The sequence below is a fragment of the Citrobacter europaeus genome, from assembly GCA_020099315.1.
Lineage (GTDB): Bacteria > Pseudomonadota > Gammaproteobacteria > Enterobacterales > Enterobacteriaceae > Citrobacter > Citrobacter europaeus.
Window position 1 is genome coordinate 275,625 of the sequence record CP083650.1, and the last position, 17,698, is coordinate 293,322.

Sequence of the window (17,698 nt, forward strand, 5' to 3'; positions counted from 1 at the left end):
AAGAGCAATAACGAGATATAAAAATGTAAATAAAGTTTGATTCAGAAGAGATAGGCTCTCCCTATGCCAGAAATAGATGTAATGATGATACATAAGAAAAATCACATAAAATTATCGGATAGCGCAATGCAGCCGCGTGCAGCTAATAAAGATACTAAACTGGTAGGATGTCTGGTTTAAGGTCATACAGAGAGATAAGAGGAAAATTCATTTTTTAGTTATGAACAGTCAGATTTAATCAGACGCAGGTTAAGATAATAAGATTAGTTAAAATGTTCAGATTTTTTTGTGAGATGAATGCTGTTGATGGCAGATGATTTCTTTCTCTTAATAGTTAAATAAATACGCTTAACATCATTTGAGTAAAGAAGCCTGCGCTGATTTTGAATCTCGTTAATTTTAAAACCGGCATTATATGCACCTACGGCTTGCCATGTCCTGCCGAATTTTCTAAAAGCAATAGCTAAATAATATGCTCCGGTATAAATGTTAAGGCAACTATCATTCAGAAGCCGGTGAGGTGTAATGCCGTAAGTTTTCAGTTCCTTAAAATGCTGGGAATCGACCTGCATGAGACCCGTTCCGTATCCACCATGAGGGTTTTGACCAATTGCATGTTTGTCAAGTCGGGATTCTTTCCACGCTATGGCCAGCAGAAGGTCTGGATCAATTTTGTAATACCTGCCCGCCCTGACATAACAGCTAGTAGCATGTGCTATATCAGACAAAAAAAAGAAAGCAATAAATACGAAAAAAATAGCAATGTGAAGTTTAAAAAAAGTTAAAAGACATTTCATGAAATAGTACTGATTCGGATTATTGGTCAATCGTCTTATTATTTACCTATGCAGTGTAAAAGGAGATGTTTTTATAGAAAAAACAAAAGTGCAATAAATTTATCAAAATGTCTCAATGGGAGGGGAAATATAAAAAAATATAAATAACGGCTCGTTAACTAGAATCCTGATTGAAAGTAAGTATATTGTAAATGAAGAGAACAGTAAAACGAGGATGAAAGGCATTCTAGTACAAGATGAACTGAGCGCGAGAAGAAAGAATCGCACAGTTTGTGGCGGTAGCGTGGTTGTTTAAGTAAATAAGAAAGGAGAGGGAGAAGGAAATTATGTCAGAAAACTTGATGCTAAAAGGATATGTGACTGGCAGGATTATTGCTGAATCAATATGCAATAAATGCAAAAAATATCTTCGTACCAACGATGGAGTAACTGCTGTCGAATATGCAATTGTTGTTGCAGGTATAGCTGCTATTGTTCTATTCATTTTCGGTGATACAGGGCCTGTAAAGTCGATGTTGAATGATACATTTACAAACCTTGAAACTAAGGTTTCCAGTGCTCTGAACGGTGGCAGTGGTGGCGGTACACCGTAAGTAAGCTGTCGAGTTGAATTTAGAGTAATATTTATAACGGTTAATTACATGGGATACTGAGGATGAAACGGAAGTTTGTCATAATATATATATTGATGATTGTTGTTGGCGTAATTGGCTTATTTAGCTTCAGCAATGACTCAGTTAAGGAAGCTGGTTCCGAAGTTCCCATGAACGAGCAAGCAGTATCAGTTGAAGTTAAAAAAGCAGTGGCAACTCATGATCTTCCCAAGGGGAAGATCATCGATAAAAATGATTATAAAATTGAAATAACAAAAGTCAGTAAAGCTGATGCTGAAAAATATAAAAATGAAAATACAGAAAAGTTTATTGGTTGGGCTGTAAAAAATGTAGTATCGGAAGGTGAGGCATTAAGCATATCTTCTGGTGATCTAGCTCGTCCTGAAACACAAGAGTTTTACGAGTTATTTACAATACCAGGTAATATAATATATACGTTTACCTTAGGGAAATCAGATAGCTTTTTGCTTGATAATGTAAAGGCAGGAAGTGGAATTGATGTGTATTTGATATACGGTTTCGAGCAACGAGGTGACATTTCTCAGGAACAAATTATGTCACCTCCATCATCAGTAATGAGGCGAGGTTTAAAACGAATTATTCAGAATAAAAAAGTTCTGGGTATCCATAGAGCAGATAAGCAGAAGAAAAATGGAATAGAAAACGTTGCAGATGGAAGCCAGATCGTTGTTGAACTGAATGAACAAGATATTAAACTTCTAAAGGCATTAGAATTAAATACACATCTAATACTCTTACCAGCAAGTGATAAGGAAATTACCAATGATAACATCAATATTGATGACTACCTGCCTGTTTATGAGGGGAGTCCGCTTGAAAATCAATACTCATTACCAGAAGTTCCGATAGACGATATGCATAATAAAACAACAGGTAGTGGTGTGAATGAGTTAAGAGGCTAGGAATAAGCATATCACTCCAAAAAATTTTATGGTTATCTGATGTATATCCAGTTTAAAGGAAATAATATATGTGGACCAAATTGTTCTATGTCGTCCTGATGATGGGAATTTCTGCAGCAAGTTATGCGGAACAGCTCTATTTGAAACCAGGGAGCTCGAAGCAAATCAATACAAGGGAAAATATAAAAACAGTTTTTATTTCATCCCCTGACATTGCCGATTATAAAGTGATCAGCAAAAAATCAGTAGTTCTCTATGGCAAAAAAAATGGTATGGCCGAAATATCAGTCTATAACGGCTCTTCTAAAGTAATTTATAATGCCAATCTGAGTGTGGACCCATTCTTGCCTGATCTATCAGCAAGAATTAAGCAGCAGTATCCGAAGAGCGATGTTTCGATAAAGAGATATAATGACAATAATGGAAAGTCATCATATCTCCTTACTGGCATGGCAGAAAGTGAGGAAATTAAGGACAGCATTTACCAGATGGTTGGTAGCCTTGTTGGTACTACCCCTACAGAAGTAAAAATTAAAGCTGAGATGGAAATGGCGGTAAATAGTGATGGTATACCATTTGCCAGCTATAAAAGGTACGACAATATAATCAATAAAATTGAGTTGCCATCTTCAAATCAGGTAAATGTCAAATTAACAGTCGTAGAAGTAAGTAAAGAATTTACAGATAATTTAGGTATTGAATGGAGTAGTCTGACTTTAGATAGCATGCTTAAGAGTAACAGTTATACAGCAAATTCACCGGGAACATTTAATCTATTAGGATTCAAACATGGCTTTGATGCACGAAATATTAGCACTTTAATCAATGCCGTACAAAATGATAATATTGCAAGAGTGCTTGCACAGCCAAATTTAACAGTTCTATCAGGTGAATCTGCTAATTTTCTTGTTGGAGGTGAAATTCCAATTTTAATGCAGGACAGAGATTCAACAACTGTAACTTATAAAGAGTATGGCATACGACTGAATATAGCAGCTAAAGTGGAACGGAAGAATAAGATTAAACTATTTATTTCTAATGAGGTTAGTAGCGTCACTGGGACATACGGATATAATAATTACCAGATTCCGACATTAAAAACGCGAAAATCAAATTCTACAATAGAATTAGCGGATGGTGATAGCTTTGCTATTGGGGGCCTGCTTAATGAAGCAGATAAAGAAGCATTGACACAGGTACCTTTTATTGGGGACATCCCTATATTAGGCGCTTTAGGAAGAAGAACAAGTACTGAGCGTACCAAGACAGAGTTGGTTGTTTTTGCAACAGTGAATTTAGTAAAACCGGTTTCTTCATCACAAAGGATTGAGATTCCATCTTTTCAGAGAACATCTTCATCAAAGTTATTTTTTAATGTTGGTGTTAACGATAAGGACCGAGATAACAGGTTGGAGAATGAGGTTGTTACTTTCCTGGATAAGGTTGGATTCACGAGATAGAGAATACAAATGAAATTGTTCCGTAGTGATAATGAAACTGAAAATAGTGATCTTGAAGCGAAGATTATTCGGGATAAGAATAAAGTTGTTGTAATTTCCACAAATTCATCAATTCAGAGTGAAATTTGTAGCATTTTGAAGATGCATAATATCGGAAAGGCCGTTTCCAAGAAACAATACATAAACGAATTTCGTGAAGATGAGACTACAAGAGATGCCGGCTGGTATATAGTTGACATTGAAAGTGAGAAAGATTTATCGATAATTAACGACATCATCGTCATGGGAATACCAAATGACGTAATGTATGTTCTCATCGGTGATACCGATTCAATTACTTTCTCTTCAGAGTTATTGAAGTTTGGTGCAAGATACCTGTATAAAAATACACAACTAGGTTCTGTAGCTGATATCATTCTTAACTCAAAAGGGAAGTCAGTAGACAGAATGTCGTTATACGTCAGTATATTAGGTTGCAAAGGAGGGTGTGGTAATACCACTATCGCCAGTGGTTTATTTTCTTCGATAGATAAGTTTATTAGTGCACCTGTATTATATATACAAGGAGGTAGCGGAAGTCGAGACCTTGATTTAATATCGAGTGAAAATTTGGGGGTCAGTATACAAGAGGCTAAAATACAGAAAACTAGTTCCACAAAGTCAGTGAAGATAGACAGTGAAGTGGTTCGCTTTGATTATGATAATCCAGTGTATCAGCAATATAATATAAATATTTTTGACCATAATATCTCACGTGCTTCGCCTGAAGAACTTGAGATTGTCTTTAACAGGACTAATGTTTTAGTATTGATAGTTGGCAATAACTTCTCATCATTCAGAACAGCCAAGAAAATAATAGATGAATATAAAAAATTTGAGTTGAGAACTAAGAGTAGACCCAAAAGAATTATAATATGTGTCAATGAATACACAGTTAGAACAAGTCGTGATAAATTTTCGAGAGAAGATATTGAGGATTTCCTGGAAAGGAAAGTTGATATGTATCTTCCCCATATTAATTCTGATAAAAGAGCTAAAGAATTTAATGAAGAATTAAACACTCTTAATTCACTGATTTTTGCGAAAGAATTAAAAGATAAAGAGTCAAGAAAAGGATTATTTTCTTGGTTTAAAATTCTATCTAAAAGCTGAGCCTGAGCATTAAATGGACTTCAACGAAACATACGATATTGATGTTTTAAGATTCTTCAGAGAAAGTATTTTTAGACGTCTGGATCTTGATAAGATCGATGCTGTTAAAAATGACAGAACTGAACTGGAAGAGGAAGTTAGTAACGTCCTGCAGCTGGTTTCGCTTGATAATGGTCAGTTTATATCAAATCAAGTCCAGCAAAATATAATCAAAATGGTTTGTGATGAGATCTCTGGTTATGGCCCATTAAATGATCTCATGGAAGATGATTCCATCAGTGATATTCTGATAAATGGACCCAACCAGGTCTATGTAGAAATTGGTGGAAGACTTGAAAAATCGAATAAATATTTTCTTGGCAATCAGCAGCTTACTGATATTGCCAGAAGGCTTGTATCAAAAGTTGGACGTAGAATCGATGATTCACAACCCCTCGTTGATGCGCGCTTGCCCGATGGGAGCCGATTAAATGTAGTTATCGCTCCTGTGGCTTTGGACGGCACCAGTATGTCCATTCGTAAATTTGGCAAGGGAAAAAAAACCTTAGGTGATTTAATCAGCTTTGGTAGCATCGATGAGTTAATAGCTAATTTTCTTGTCATTGCAGCCAGTTGTAAAATTAATATCATTATTTCAGGTGGAACAGGCTCAGGTAAAACAACTCTTCTAAATGCACTTTCACAATATATTAATGATTACGAACGGATTGTAACTTTGGAAGATGCGGCTGAATTAAAACTGATTAAACCGCATGTTGTAAGACTGGAAACTAGAATGGCTGGTTCCGAGAACCAAGGCGTGGTTTCAATGCGGTCATTAGTAATCAACTCTTTGCGTATGCGACCTGACCGGGTCATAGTTGGTGAGTGCCGTGGTGAAGAAGCATTCGAAATGTTGCAGGCAATGAATACCGGGCATGATGGCTCGATGTCGACGCTTCATGCCAATACGCCGAGAGATGCGTTGTCCAGACTTGAGAGCATGGTAATGATGGCTAGTGCAACATTGCCTCTAATGGCGATCAGAAGGAATATTGCATCAGCGATCCATCTAATAATTCAGGTATCAAGAATGCCAGATGGCTCGCGTAAAGTAATGAATATTACAGAGGTAATGGGTATGGAAGGAGAGAATATTATTCTCCAGGATATTTTTACCTTTGAGCCTGCAGCAGAACGTGATGAACATGGTAAAATTCAAGGTGAATTTGTATTTCATGGTCTTTTAAAACGTTCGGTTGTATATCGACAGAGTATAGTTTACGGATTAACTGATACGCTGGTTGAATTATTTGGTGGGCGGATATTATGAAATATTTATTCCTGATGCTTATTATACTTGGTTTAATCAATATATTCGCATTTTATATCTATTTGAAAAAAGTTGAGAAAATAAAGACTGAAAAGTCACACCGAAATATATTCATAAACAAAAATAGCAAGAGCATATACATTGTACTGATAGATAGGGTTTTATTTATATTTTCTGAATATAAACGAAGAGTCAGTTCTATTATAAGAGGCGCAAAATTAAATATAGCAGTACCATATTTATTAGCGTTTTGCATAGGAATGTTTATAAATACAGAATATATTAAATTTAACAAGTTTGTAGTGGCGATTATTTTAATTGTATTTCTCCTTGTTGTTTTTTATAAAAAAGGGCAAAAAAAGTTAAGAGAAGAATTTGAGGATGGGTTTTCGGAAGCGCTTACTATCATAAATAGTTCGCTTAGTTCAGGTAATACAATATTGTATGGTATAGAAAAATGTGGCCAAAAAATTTCTGGAATTGTGGGTGAGGAATTTAAGATGATGTCACGACGTCTCAGTATTGGTGAAGAACCACAACAGATATTTCTAGATTCTTATGAACATTTACCATACCGCGAATATTATTTCTTTATACTTGCTGTGCTACTTAATATTAATGGAGGGGGACAAGTGAAAGAAGTCATGTCACGACTTAGTAAATTAATTACGGATAGCAAAGTAATGGAGAGAAAAAAATATGCTATGACTGCGGAGGCTCGTATGTCAGTCAAAGTTCTGGCTTGTATACCTGTAGGTTTTACTTTCATTCTTAAAATATTAAGTCCGGAAAATTTCGAAATATTAATTAATCATCCAACAGGACAGCTGATTTTATATTATGCAATAGCAAGTGTTTTGTTCGGACTTTTCATTGTCTGGAATATGATGAATAAAGCTGTCTGAGGTATCTATGTATACAATGATTATGTGCGGCTTCGTTATTATTGGGGTTATGCTACTTATACATAGATTACGAAATGATATTCGACAGAATATTATCAAGGAAAAATTATCTGGTGCTAAAGCCAAGAGTAAAACGAGTCAAGAAAATCCTGAGCCGGTATTAATTAAGATTCAAAAACGAACCAGTAAAGCTATTACTGCAATTGATTTTTTTGAAGAACAGTCTTTTTTAAAAATTGCTCTTGTTGTTTTAATTAATACTATCGCTGTTTTAATTCACTATTTTGGCATATTTAATTTTTCTTTTAAGACAGGAGTCCTTTTATGCACATTTTCAATATTTATGGTGATTCTAGTCCCTGCGCAGGTTAAAAAGAAAATATCTTCTCAAAAAACTAAAAAAGTCAATATAGATCTGCCCTATGCTATTGATATTATGGCAATATGTGTAAGGTCTGGTATGACTATTGAAAGTTCATTCAATTACATAGCTAAGAATATCACTAATATTAACCCTGATATCGCTATTTTATTTGAACGTACGGCCCTGAAAACAGAAGTCAACGGCATCTCGCAGGCTCTCGATCAACTGTATGAGGAGGTCCCAAGTACAGAGATTCGTATGTTTTGTTCTACCTTACAGCAAAGTGTTTCGTTTGGTTCGTCGATCTATCCCGTACTTGTTGAACTGTCGAAGGAAATAAGGGAGATGCAATTGATTGCTGTTGAAGAAAAGGTTGCAAGTTTATCAGCGAAAATGTCTGCACCAATGATTTTATTTATTATGTTTCCTATTCTTGCAATTGTGGCTGGCCCTGGGTTTATTAGGATGTTATCTATATGGTCAAATTAATTATAAGTTTATGTTTTGTTTTTTTACTTGCGGCATGTAGTACAAATAAGGGATTGAATAATGATGATAAGGAATATATTCTAACAAAAGTAAACAATTATCAGGGGCTAATTCAGTTTTATCGTGAACAATTAAGTAAAAAAGATACCGCTGAAGTAAGATTTAAACTTTGTGAAATTTATAATAAGGTAAATGATATACCTTCTTCTCAAAGCTGCCTTCGCGAGTTGCTTAATAATTCACCCACTGATAAGTCCTACTTGTTAGCTGCCAAAAATTATCTCATTCTTGAAGATGATGATAGTGCATTAGTAATGGTAAAAAAGGCACTTGAAAAAGAACCAAATAATGGAGGCGCTTATAATGTCAGAGGAGAAATTCTTGCCAGAAAAGGTGAATATGAAGAAGCAAAGAAGGATTTTGAAAAAGCCAGGTCACTATTTATAGCAGAAGAAATTGTCAATAATAATCTAGCTATGCTTGCTATTTTAGAGGAAGATTATTCATTGGCATATTCATATTTGATGCCTTTATATTCGCGAGGTTATAATTCTCCAGAAATAGTACATAACTTAATTTTTGTGCTAATTAAAAAGGGAGACTATGTTACAGCTGATTCTCTGATCCGCCAGAATTCCCTTGATGATACGACGGGGGCATTGGCTTCCAGACTGGCAAATATTAACCCAGTATTGAAATCTCACTCAGAGCAAGCTCTTAAAAGTGATGCAAGACAAGCAAGTAAAGATACGGATATTAAACCGATGCCAATAAAGAAAGATAGTCAATTGTCAAGTTCAAATTTATCAGGTTATACTGACAATGAAATCACTAATATTCTAATTGGAGATCATGGTAAATTCGTTCGTTTTGTTTTTATAAGCCCGCAGCCACTTAAAGGTATAGCTAATCAAGGGAAGAAAGATAATCATGTTTCATTAATAATTAATGATGTAAAAGATAATAAAGTAATTGATAGAGCCATTGGTGATATAAGAAAATTCACGAGGTCTGTAAATGCTATTTCTGTGAAGGAAGTCGGTGGTTCACTAGATTTAAGCTTTGATACAACACGTCAAATTAAAAGAGTACGTGTATATAATTCAGCGTTATCTAAAGTTTCTACCAATAAATTGGTGTTTGATATAATTTATAATTGAAAGGAGTTACAAAATGAGTAAGTTAACTGATTCTCTGGATTCTTTAATGACACTTGATGGCGCTATTTGCGCTGCAGTCGTGGATACACGTAATGGCATGATCTTGGGCCATGTTGGTTCGGGCATTGACATTGAAATCGCTGCGGCAGGTAATACTGATGTAATTAAAGCGAAAATTAAGACAATTAAGCTGCTCGGTATTAATGAAGTGATTGAGGATATTCTTATCACACTTGAAAATCAGTATCATATTTTACGTCCATTACAGAAGGTTGATTCTGTATTTATTTATCTGGTTCTTTCCCGGCGTGACAGTAACCTGGCTCTTGCTCGTCGAAGAGTTATGGATGTTGAGGGGACTGTCGAAAATATTTAACTGCTGGATATTTGGTTCATGAAAAATGACTATAAGATCTTGTTCATCGGTCGTACGGGCGTGGGCAAGACAACCGCTATTAATGCAGTGAGCCAAAGTAAAGTCATTGCCACTGATGTGGCAATGACAACAGGCTACAGCGAGCAAAAAAATACGACTACCGTTGGATTAGATTATGGGGAATTTACGGTTAAGCATTCCAATCAAAATTATTTAATGCGTTTGTATGGTGTACCTGGACAAGAACGATTTGCCTATTCATGGGAAATTTTACAAAAAGGTTGTTCCGGAATTATTCTACTTGCTGACGCTACTCATAAATCATTGGTTGACGATATCATTTATTATACAAACGCAATTAATAAGAGTTCTGGTGTAACGCCAATGGTTATCGCAATTATGAAGCATGATTTACTCAATACATTAGAGAAACAGCAGCTACAAAACCGCATTGATGCGACAGCAAGTAATTTTCCGATGTTCTGGATTGATGCCAGAGCTTCAGAAACGATTGAGAATGTCTTAAATAAGTTGTTGTATATGATTACAGGTTCAGGAGCTTGATATGCCCACCAAACAAGGTCTGCCGTTTCCACTGCGTACCAGATTTAATAGTACAGAAGCTGATCCTCTGTCAGAACAAGAGGTAGAGCCAGATAATTCTCTTCATCCAAGAGAAGATGAGCATGAGTATCCCCTACCTGTGGATGAGTCTGTTATCAGTGAAGAAATCAAGAATCGCCTCGATCAGACTTTAAAGATGTTTGTTAAAAAATATCCAGATATCCAGAATGTTATTTTGACAACGGTTGATGGGTTTGAGGTATCTTCGGTTTTGGAAGAGTATCAAAAAGAAAGTTTACGTCGCGTTGCTGCGATGTCAAGTTCACTACAGTCGATTGGCTCTGCAATGCTTCAGGAGATTGGTGCCCCGACTTACCAATATCTTTATCTCAACAGCGCTAAGCGTTCTGTTTTTATTTATTTAATTTCAGGTAAATCGATGGAACTTGTACTGATGGCTATTTCTGGAGAAATTGATTCTTTGGGACAGGCTTTGTGGTTAATTAATAAACTTTCCGATGATATTAAATCGTATATCTAACTTTGGAGGATATATATGGTACTCAACTATTGTATCATGAAGGTGGCATTGATTTTATGTGCAGGTGATATGAGTTCTGGTTTTATACCGTTAAAACCAGTTCTGGATAATCGTGAACAGCTAATCGAAGAACGTTTGGAATTTTATCTACGAAATATTCCGGAGAAGTATAATATATGGAATGAACAATTATCTCAACATATTTCAGACCCTTCCATTAGGGAAAGTATACTTTGTGATATCGCCTTCTTGGTTAATGCCGATATGATTTCTGGTGCAATACCACTAAATCCTGTTCTGCTTGAACGAGATGCTTTGATTCATCAGTATTTTGATTCTTACTTACACATTATCACTGAAAAATCCTCTGGTATCAATCTTAGTCAGAACAGTATATCCATGAGTAATACTGTTGAACAGATTGTTTTTTCTATTAAAAAGACTGTTACTAAAAAGAAACGTAAGGGTATAAGAAGTAGAAGACGTTAATTATGTTTTTCATTTACGGATTGATCTGCCTCTGCGTCGTTCATGCGATGATTACAGATGTTATTTATAGAAGGATATATAATTATAATTCTTTAATTATTATTTTATTATCTATATTGTTATTTTATTGTAGAGCTGAGTTATCTCTATTTGTTCCATTTATGGTGTTAATAATTGGTTTTTTATTGTTTGTATTAAATTTTTGGGGGGCCGGCGATGCGAAATTTTCTTTCGCACTCACACTGTCATTACCTTCCGATTTAATGTTCATTTTCCTCTTATTGATGTCTCTTAGCGGGGGGGTTATTGCTACATTTATGCTTGTTTTTCCTCGGTTAAAGGGAAAATTTGTGAGTGTACCTTACGCATTGTCAATCGGAACTGGTTACTTTTTAACGCTGATCATTGGGATATCAAATGACTCGATTATTATCTAAATGCAGGATGATTTTTAGTAATAATGGTACTGCTTCTATTGAGTTCTCGTTGGTGCTCATTCCTTTTTTGGCGTCCGTACTTTTTATTTTGGAATTATGCCGAATAATGTACCTCACAGCTGCTATAGATCTCGTGTTAGCAGAATCAGCTCGCTATACCTCACTTGAGCCATCAGTTACTGATTATGAACAATCTTTCAATAAAATGCTTAATGACAATATTGTGTTATGGCCATTATTAGCATCTGGACAGTCCGTTGACGCTACTGTTCTTCATTGCGATACAATTTCTGATTTGGTTAATACAACGAGTAGTTGCACTATTGATGATACAGCAGGAAGCAAAATGCTGGCACTCTATTCTTTAAAATATCATTATAAACCTTTATTTTTTATTTTTAATGATGGACATTTTGACTCACTTTTTACAAGAAAGATTATTTATATTCAGGAGGCAAAGCGTGGATAAAATGACCTTTCTTAGATCTACGTTAAATGATCTCGCATGGCGTACTCGAGGTAGTGTAACAATTGAGTTTGCAATTATTTTCCCTGTTTTAATTATGCTTGCTTTAATTTTGTTAGATTTTACTACCTTGTATGCTAATGAAAGTCGTCTGGCTAGAAGTGGTTATTCTCTGGCGTCTATTTTACGTGAACGAACGCTACTATATGGGAAAGATGAGGTTGTGACTCAGTCTCAGGTGAATATGATTTATGATATTACTAATGAGTTGCTAAACGACAGTCAGTTAGCCAACAAGGTAAGTTTAAATGTACAGGCTGTATATTTTGATAGTTCGTCAACAGAAAATAATAAGGTTATTGATAGTAGCAAAACGATTAACATCACTAAATCAAGTTCATTAAATCCAGTGATCTGTGCACCAGTTAAAGATATAGAGTCAGATACGTTAACAGATTTGTCAGTATGGTCAAGTGAAGTAGGAGGGACACTACGTTGGTTGCCAGTATATCAGATAACTTTATGTATCAAAGGTGATGAAAGCTATTTTTTAAAGGCCTTTTCATATATTGGTGTTATAACTCCATCAGTTATCTCAAGCAATGCGGTCGTTCCGCGCTGACGTGCGAGGTGAATATATAATGTATAATTTAAATTTTTTAAAGTTTTCATACATTCAAAATAATCGTGCTGCAGTATCAGTAATGTTTGCTATAGTTTTACCTATTTTGATTGCTTCTTTTTCTATTGGTATTGATGGAGCTCGTTTTTTAATTAAAAGAGCAAAATTGTCTGATGCCTTATCTCAAGGATCACTTGCTGTCGCTTTAACTGGGAACGATAATAGTTTAGATACTGATATTACGAGAAATGAACAATTACTTAAGTCATATATTGATTATTATCTTCCTTCCGATAAGATTAAACTAGGCAGTTTAAAGGTCACGTTAAGGAAAAAATATGATCCTGATGACACGTCACGTGTAGTTAGTCTTGATTACATTGCTGATGCTGCGATTCTTTCAAATCCAATTTTTGAAAGCCTGGAACATGGGTTACCAGGTTTCGGAAAGGACGTTCAAATTTCTTCTGACGGTAGTAATGGTATTGTTCGTAAAAATATTGATGAGTCTTCTGTCGAAAGTGACATAGTTTTTGCTGTTGACTTTTCGGGCTCTATGCTTGACCCTTCTTCAGAACCCTCTATGAATCGTCTTCAGTTGCTCCAAAGAATAATTGCAGATTTGACGAAGGATGTTATTAAGTCAGATTCTAATACGAAGATTGGAATCGTACCTTTTGACTTAGGTATTCCAGTTAGCTTATCTGAAAAAAATCCATTAGGTGGGGCTCGTATTGGTTGCAGTTTGCCTTATAAATTCAATTATCAGTATGACTTAGATTTTAATTTTTGGTCATATAAATATCCAGGGAACACGTCTTCCAGCTCAGCAGAGGCATTATATGATACAAACAGGCGGCAATATGATTATTATCGATATGATTTGGGTTTATCAACTGATCAACTAGTTAATTCTGGAATCTGTGTTAGCACATCATCTAAACCATTTTATTCCTGTGAGAGAATTGGTTTCAATTTAGCTATCCCATCGAATACTACAAGATTCGTAAGTGATTATAATGTTATGTCACGAATAGGTAATCAAATACACGATTCTATTGCTAGTGATGTTACAATAGATTACTCGGCGACATTAGCTCAAAAAAATTTATTTGGTGATGTTTATAAAACTTTCGAAATTCCATTTGGTTCGAGTTCTTCTTTCCAAAGCGTTTTCACGCACATGTGTACCTCTGGTTTTAATGTGAGTCCACATAATAATTATTTTTCAAATTATCCATCAATTATCTCTTCGCTATATCAGAATGCTCAAATTATTAATCTGACATCAAGTCAATCACAGTTGCAAAAATTCAATAAGATGGTAGTACATCTTGGTGCGGGTACCGATACTACGGCAGGATTATTAACAGCAGCAAGGGTGATAAAAAGCGGCACTAATCCTCAGAAAATAATAATTGTCATTACTGATGGTGAAGATAGTGGCGAACTTGTAACGGTAAGTAATCGGTTTCATACCCAGTTTAAGATGTGTAAAAAAATAGTTGATGGTTTAGAAGAACAATCCGCTAATACTAAAAGTGTGAAAATTTATTATATTTCATTATCCGCAAAAGATAATAATGAGAAAAGACTTGCTTTCTGGAGGGACAATTGTGTAGGAAGTGATGGTGCCTTTACTGCTACTGATTATACTTCTCTAAAAAATGTAATCTCGTCAATCTTACAAAAAGGCAGTCTTCATTTTGTCAATAAATAATCAGCTTGTTTTTTGATTATTTTACGGATGTCAACTAACTAATGATGGTATCAGTATGATATTCGAATTTTTAACACAACTGTTTTCAAGAGGCAGGGGTGTGAAACATGAAATTTTACCAATGGAGAATAGTGAAATGGCAAAATTTGATACTGTCCTTGACCAGTTACGTATCGACAGTTCTGTCTTGATGGTGGCATTTATTGATCTTAATAGTGGTATGAAGTTGGCTTCGTCCGGTTATATTAAAGATGCTGAAATACATACTGAATGTGCTGTAAAGGTGATCAGGTCTGAGTTGAAAACTATTAAGCTGCTTGAGGTAGATGATGATATACAGGATATTATAATTTCAACAGACAAGATTTATCATTTACTCTATCCATGTCGTGGAATAAAAGATGTGTTTATATATCTAATTGCTGATCGTTCAAGAGCGAACCTGGCGTTAATCAGGCGAGGTTTGGGTGATACTGAGGCAAACCTACTTGCTATTCTTTATAACGACAATGATGTTCAGAATCATGGATTAAATGTAAAATCTGCTCTCGATGCGCACTGTAAATGGCGCGACCGACTTATTGCAATGATTAACGGCCTGGATGAGTCATTCCCAATTGATAAAGCCTCTGTTGACAATGAATGCGACCTTGGAAAATGGCTACATTCGGTTGGAACATCTAAATATAGTGATTTACCGGAGTTTATTCAGCTTATGAATAGTCATCGAATGTTCCATTCTTGCGTAAAACAAGTTGTTGATGTACTAAAAACGCAGGGTGTTGAAGCTGCCAGATTAGAGTTAGGTACTGGTTTTCAAAAGGTCTCCGCGAAAGTGCAGAATGATATTATTACCTTTTTTGAGAAAATTTAGTATTTGTATAATGTAGTTTTAATTTTTTATTTCTTTGATGTTTTCTATAATAAAATATAACTTTTAATTCTTAATGTTGATTTTACAATGCAAGTAAATATACTTTTATTTTGTATTCTGACATTTTTAACTTTTGGAGTTTGGGGGAGTGTGGTTCCCCCATTTTTTTACAAATTACACATAGGCAGCGCTACTCTACAACCCTGCAGTAATATTTAGCTCCAGAACAATTAAGGCGGTTTTACTGTATCCGTGTTCGTGATTTGCAGGGCATCAACATGGCTATCAGGCGCATAAAGTCTACAGCGAATTACTCGATAAACCGTATCTGTCGTTTCTAATAAATTTTCCTTTCTGCTTATCCATGCAGACAGTTAAAAAAATTGATACTCATAATACAAAGGTATGAATGTTTTAAGAGCTTGTATGGTCTACAACACTGGTTGCTTTCCTTTCAGTGTTCTAACCCTTGAGACTGGAGTAGAAGGCTAACATCAGCCTGTATCGGATCATTGTTCATGCTGTGATAGAGTTCGAAGTGGGGGCCATTGCCAAACTCCAGCCCGGTAGCAACGATGTCACCGATATGCTCCTCCCCACGCGAACCATACGGACTAAGGTCAGTAATAAGATTACGGGATTGAGCGTAACGACCAGCGGGAATTAGCTGGATATCGACCGCTCCCGTCCCCACAGTACTTGCAGGCACTGTCACCCCTATGTCAGCGCGACACTTGGCTGGCGAAGTAACTTCGGGATTATCGTGATAGATTTAGATCCACTCCGCGCCTTCAAGACTGCTGGTAAGGGACCATTGATGCAACTGGCCTTAGACCGAATTATACCCCTCGCCATAGGGTTCGGTTACACGGATGTAGGCAGAGTACGGGCGTCCATCTCGAGAGTCTTCATGATATTGCTCCTTGCTGATAAGGTACCTTCAGCTTAAGGATTCGGCTGCTCAATAGCGTGTCCATCCTTGTTTATAAGGTGTCCATTCTTACTCTTATCGCGGCGAAACTCTCTCGGCGTGCAGTCATAGTAACGGCGAAATACCTTGACAAATGCCCGGGAGCTGGCTAGTCCCGCCTCCATCGCTATGGTCAGGTGATACTGGCATCGGTATAACGGAGCTGCCAGGCAGCCTGCTGAATACGCAGACGACGACACATCTCCCCGGGTGTCTCTCCTGCCACGCCCGTAAACACCCTGTGAAAATGGTAGAAGGACAAACAGGCACTGCTTGCCAGCATTTCGATGGAGAGATCAGAATTCTGCTCCAGCGCCCGGATCACCTGACGTAATCTGGCTTGACAATCTACCATATCATTAGCACTAACGCTCCCTGCGATTGTGTGTAAGTAGAGTGAACCAACATATCACCGCTGCCGGAAGGTAGGGCAATAATTTGCGATCTCCAAACTGATCCCGTTCTTGGGTTATTTTACTTTCGAATAGGCACATAGGAATCTGGCTAGTCACTTCAGTCAGCATTGTTTTTCCTCCGTCCTGAGTAGTGTGTGCATAGGATTTACCGGATAAACATAGATTCCCCCTTCAATGTCCAGCAGGGACGAGCCGATCTCATGTTAGGTGGTCTCGGAATTAATAAAGCACCGATACTACCTGGACTAATAGTTTTAAAAATTTCCACGGGTTATCTTATCTTCCGGATCTTGCCGGAGAAGCCCGAAAGGACAAATCGACACCATACATTTTCTGTAAACATTACAACATTTGTTATTTATGGACTGACTTCCCGGACAAAGGCTTTTCTCCTTCATACATATCCATAATTCTTTGTTGTATCTGGTGACATTGTAAACAGTTATGGGGTATACCTTTCCATTTATTAATACTCCCTTATCGTAAGGCTCGATCATGCTGCCCGGCGCCAAAAAAATATCTGCCTGATACCAAATTGTTAACTTCAGATTTTTAAAGCCACTTATACAAGAAAAGCAAACTCCGACTGAAGGACTTACCACTGTATCAATAACATACCATTCCATCATACGACCTTGATATTCACTTTGGTTACTAATTAGACTTCATGTCCTTAAGGAGACGATTCAGAGTAGTTCACTTTGAGAAATGCATAACCTCTTGAAAAAGATCGTTTTTTAGGTTAGTTATGGAAAAGAGTTAATTATTAATAGTTTATTCACAAATGCGTGAAAAACGACTTACAAAATATTACAAATTGCTCATTTTAATCATTTTTTGAGTGTTGAGAATTTTGGTTAAGTTATATCGTCATTATTAAACGTTGCTTCAGTCAGTATCTTGTTTGCACTTGGGTGTTAGATAGTGCTGATCATGAGAAATGCTCTTGAAATGAAGGTTAATATTCTGAATTATTAAGAGTTACTTATTTTTTGATGATGCCTGATGCCGGTTGAGATGTGATGTTGGAAAGGTATAAATATAAGT

At 36.2% G+C, this 17,698-nt stretch carries 20 protein-coding genes and 1 pseudogene; 17 read left to right on the forward strand and 4 right to left on the reverse strand.

Features of this window, described 5'->3' with window-relative positions; translation table 11 throughout:
* Positions 1-326: 326 nt before the first annotated feature.
* Positions 327-764 (reverse strand): annotated as a pseudogene (locus LA337_01270) (transglycosylase SLT domain-containing protein).
* Between the two features lie 359 nt (positions 765-1,123).
* Between LA337_01270 and LA337_01275 the strand changes: the two are divergent.
* The 17 genes from LA337_01275 (at position 1,124) to LA337_01355 (ending at position 15,265) form a co-directional block, all read left to right on the forward strand.
* Positions 1,124-1,390 carry a Flp family type IVb pilin gene (locus tag LA337_01275; GenBank protein UBI16364.1) on the forward strand — a complete coding sequence of 89 codons (267 nt, stop codon included), beginning with the start codon at positions 1,124-1,126 and terminating at the stop codon, positions 1,388-1,390.
* Between the two features lie 62 nt (positions 1,391-1,452).
* The gene (locus tag LA337_01280) at positions 1,453-2,334 is read left to right on the forward strand and encodes a hypothetical protein (GenBank protein ID UBI16365.1); all 882 of its coding nucleotides are present in this window, start codon (positions 1,453-1,455) and stop codon (positions 2,332-2,334) included.
* 68 nt (positions 2,335-2,402) lie between these two features.
* Positions 2,403-3,794 (forward strand): pilus assembly protein N-terminal domain-containing protein, encoded by a 1,392-nt coding sequence (locus LA337_01285; protein UBI16366.1) that lies wholly within the window; start codon positions 2,403-2,405, stop codon positions 3,792-3,794.
* Between the two features lie 9 nt (positions 3,795-3,803).
* The gene (locus tag LA337_01290) at positions 3,804-4,946 is read left to right on the forward strand and encodes a hypothetical protein (protein ID UBI16367.1); all 1,143 of its coding nucleotides are present in this window, start codon (positions 3,804-3,806) and stop codon (positions 4,944-4,946) included.
* 13 nt (positions 4,947-4,959) lie between these two features.
* On the forward strand, positions 4,960-6,258 hold the full coding sequence (locus LA337_01295) for a CpaF family protein (protein ID UBI16368.1): 1,299 nt from the start codon (positions 4,960-4,962) through the stop codon (positions 6,256-6,258).
* A complete protein-coding gene (locus LA337_01300) occupies positions 6,255-7,163 on the forward strand; it encodes a type II secretion system F family protein (protein UBI16369.1) in 909 nt (302 codons plus the stop codon). The genes LA337_01295 and LA337_01300 overlap by 4 nt, the downstream gene beginning before the upstream one ends.
* 7 nt (positions 7,164-7,170) lie before the next feature.
* The gene (locus LA337_01305) at positions 7,171-8,016 is read left to right on the forward strand and encodes a type II secretion system F family protein (protein ID UBI16370.1); all 846 of its coding nucleotides are present in this window, start codon (positions 7,171-7,173) and stop codon (positions 8,014-8,016) included.
* Entirely contained in the window at positions 8,004-9,176 is a 1,173-nt protein-coding gene (locus tag LA337_01310; protein ID UBI16371.1) for a tetratricopeptide repeat protein, read from the forward strand. Before LA337_01305 ends, LA337_01310 begins: the two co-directional genes overlap by 13 nt.
* Positions 9,177-9,189: 13 nt before the next feature.
* Complete coding sequence (locus LA337_01315) at positions 9,190-9,552, forward strand: hypothetical protein (protein ID UBI16372.1); 363 nt, start codon at positions 9,190-9,192, stop codon at positions 9,550-9,552.
* Positions 9,553-9,570: 18 nt separating this feature from the next.
* Positions 9,571-10,116, forward strand: coding sequence for a 50S ribosome-binding GTPase (locus LA337_01320; GenBank protein UBI16373.1), 546 nt, complete (start codon positions 9,571-9,573; stop codon positions 10,114-10,116).
* A 1-nt stretch (position 10,117) separates the two neighbouring features.
* Positions 10,118-10,657, forward strand: coding sequence for a roadblock/LC7 domain-containing protein (locus LA337_01325; GenBank protein UBI16374.1), 540 nt, complete (start codon positions 10,118-10,120; stop codon positions 10,655-10,657).
* Between the two features lie 15 nt (positions 10,658-10,672).
* Complete coding sequence (locus tag LA337_01330) at positions 10,673-11,146, forward strand: hypothetical protein (GenBank protein ID UBI16375.1); 474 nt, start codon at positions 10,673-10,675, stop codon at positions 11,144-11,146.
* A gap of 2 nt (positions 11,147-11,148) precedes the next feature.
* The gene (locus LA337_01335) at positions 11,149-11,583 is read left to right on the forward strand and encodes a prepilin peptidase (protein UBI16376.1); all 435 of its coding nucleotides are present in this window, start codon (positions 11,149-11,151) and stop codon (positions 11,581-11,583) included.
* A complete protein-coding gene (locus LA337_01340) occupies positions 11,564-12,052 on the forward strand; it encodes a pilus assembly protein (GenBank protein UBI16377.1) in 489 nt (162 codons plus the stop codon). Before LA337_01335 ends, LA337_01340 begins: the two co-directional genes overlap by 20 nt.
* Position 12,053: 1 nt before the next feature.
* Entirely contained in the window at positions 12,054-12,671 is a 618-nt protein-coding gene (locus LA337_01345) for a pilus assembly protein (protein ID UBI18376.1), read from the forward strand.
* 19 nt (positions 12,672-12,690) lie between these two features.
* On the forward strand, positions 12,691-14,391 hold the full coding sequence (locus LA337_01350; protein ID UBI16378.1) for a VWA domain-containing protein: 1,701 nt from the start codon (positions 12,691-12,693) through the stop codon (positions 14,389-14,391).
* A 100-nt stretch (positions 14,392-14,491) separates the two neighbouring features.
* Positions 14,492-15,265 (forward strand): CZB domain-containing protein, encoded by a 774-nt coding sequence (locus LA337_01355; GenBank protein UBI16379.1) that lies wholly within the window; start codon positions 14,492-14,494, stop codon positions 15,263-15,265.
* 945 nt (positions 15,266-16,210) lie between these two features.
* Here LA337_01355 and LA337_01360 read toward each other — a convergent pair.
* The 3 genes from LA337_01360 to iraM all read right to left on the reverse strand — a co-directional run bounded on the left by LA337_01360 (position 16,211) and on the right by iraM (position 17,277).
* Positions 16,211-16,360, reverse strand: a complete 150-nt coding sequence (locus LA337_01360; GenBank protein UBI16380.1) for an AraC family transcriptional regulator — start codon at positions 16,358-16,360, stop codon at positions 16,211-16,213.
* Between the two features lie 8 nt (positions 16,361-16,368).
* Positions 16,369-16,590, reverse strand: a complete 222-nt coding sequence (locus LA337_01365; protein ID UBI16381.1) for an AraC family transcriptional regulator — start codon at positions 16,588-16,590, stop codon at positions 16,369-16,371.
* A gap of 315 nt (positions 16,591-16,905) precedes the next feature.
* Complete coding sequence (gene iraM, locus LA337_01370) at positions 16,906-17,277, reverse strand: anti-adapter protein IraM (GenBank protein ID UBI18377.1); 372 nt, start codon at positions 17,275-17,277, stop codon at positions 16,906-16,908.
* Between the last annotated feature and the right edge of the window lie 421 nt (positions 17,278-17,698).

Excerpts from the sequence above, each read along its gene's own strand:
- LA337_01350 (UBI16378.1), top strand. The coding sequence starts at position 12,691 with ATGTATAATTTAAATTTTTTAAAGTTTTCATACATTCAAAATAATCGT.
- LA337_01305 (UBI16370.1), top strand. The coding sequence starts at position 7,171 with ATGTATACAATGATTATGTGCGGCTTCGTTATTATTGGGGTTATGCTA.
- LA337_01285 (UBI16366.1), top strand. The coding sequence starts at position 2,403 with ATGTGGACCAAATTGTTCTATGTCGTCCTGATGATGGGAATTTCTGCA.
- LA337_01275 (UBI16364.1), top strand. The coding sequence starts at position 1,124 with ATGTCAGAAAACTTGATGCTAAAAGGATATGTGACTGGCAGGATTATT.
- LA337_01315 (UBI16372.1), top strand. The coding sequence starts at position 9,190 with ATGAGTAAGTTAACTGATTCTCTGGATTCTTTAATGACACTTGATGGC.
- LA337_01280 (UBI16365.1), top strand. The coding sequence starts at position 1,453 with ATGAAACGGAAGTTTGTCATAATATATATATTGATGATTGTTGTTGGC.
- LA337_01300 (UBI16369.1), top strand. The coding sequence starts at position 6,255 with ATGAAATATTTATTCCTGATGCTTATTATACTTGGTTTAATCAATATA.
- LA337_01365 (UBI16381.1), bottom strand. The coding sequence starts at position 16,590 with ATGGTAGATTGTCAAGCCAGATTACGTCAGGTGATCCGGGCGCTGGAG.
- LA337_01360 (UBI16380.1), bottom strand. The coding sequence starts at position 16,360 with ATGGAGGCGGGACTAGCCAGCTCCCGGGCATTTGTCAAGGTATTTCGC.
- LA337_01320 (UBI16373.1), top strand. The coding sequence starts at position 9,571 with ATGAAAAATGACTATAAGATCTTGTTCATCGGTCGTACGGGCGTGGGC.
- LA337_01345 (UBI18376.1), top strand. The coding sequence starts at position 12,054 with ATGACCTTTCTTAGATCTACGTTAAATGATCTCGCATGGCGTACTCGA.
- LA337_01340 (UBI16377.1), top strand. The coding sequence starts at position 11,564 with ATGACTCGATTATTATCTAAATGCAGGATGATTTTTAGTAATAATGGT.
- LA337_01330 (UBI16375.1), top strand. The coding sequence starts at position 10,673 with ATGGTACTCAACTATTGTATCATGAAGGTGGCATTGATTTTATGTGCA.
- LA337_01325 (UBI16374.1), top strand. The coding sequence starts at position 10,118 with ATGCCCACCAAACAAGGTCTGCCGTTTCCACTGCGTACCAGATTTAAT.
- LA337_01290 (UBI16367.1), top strand. The coding sequence starts at position 3,804 with ATGAAATTGTTCCGTAGTGATAATGAAACTGAAAATAGTGATCTTGAA.
- iraM (UBI18377.1), bottom strand. The coding sequence starts at position 17,277 with ATGGAATGGTATGTTATTGATACAGTGGTAAGTCCTTCAGTCGGAGTT.
- LA337_01310 (UBI16371.1), top strand. The coding sequence starts at position 8,004 with ATGGTCAAATTAATTATAAGTTTATGTTTTGTTTTTTTACTTGCGGCA.
- LA337_01335 (UBI16376.1), top strand. The coding sequence starts at position 11,149 with ATGTTTTTCATTTACGGATTGATCTGCCTCTGCGTCGTTCATGCGATG.
- LA337_01295 (UBI16368.1), top strand. The coding sequence starts at position 4,960 with ATGGACTTCAACGAAACATACGATATTGATGTTTTAAGATTCTTCAGA.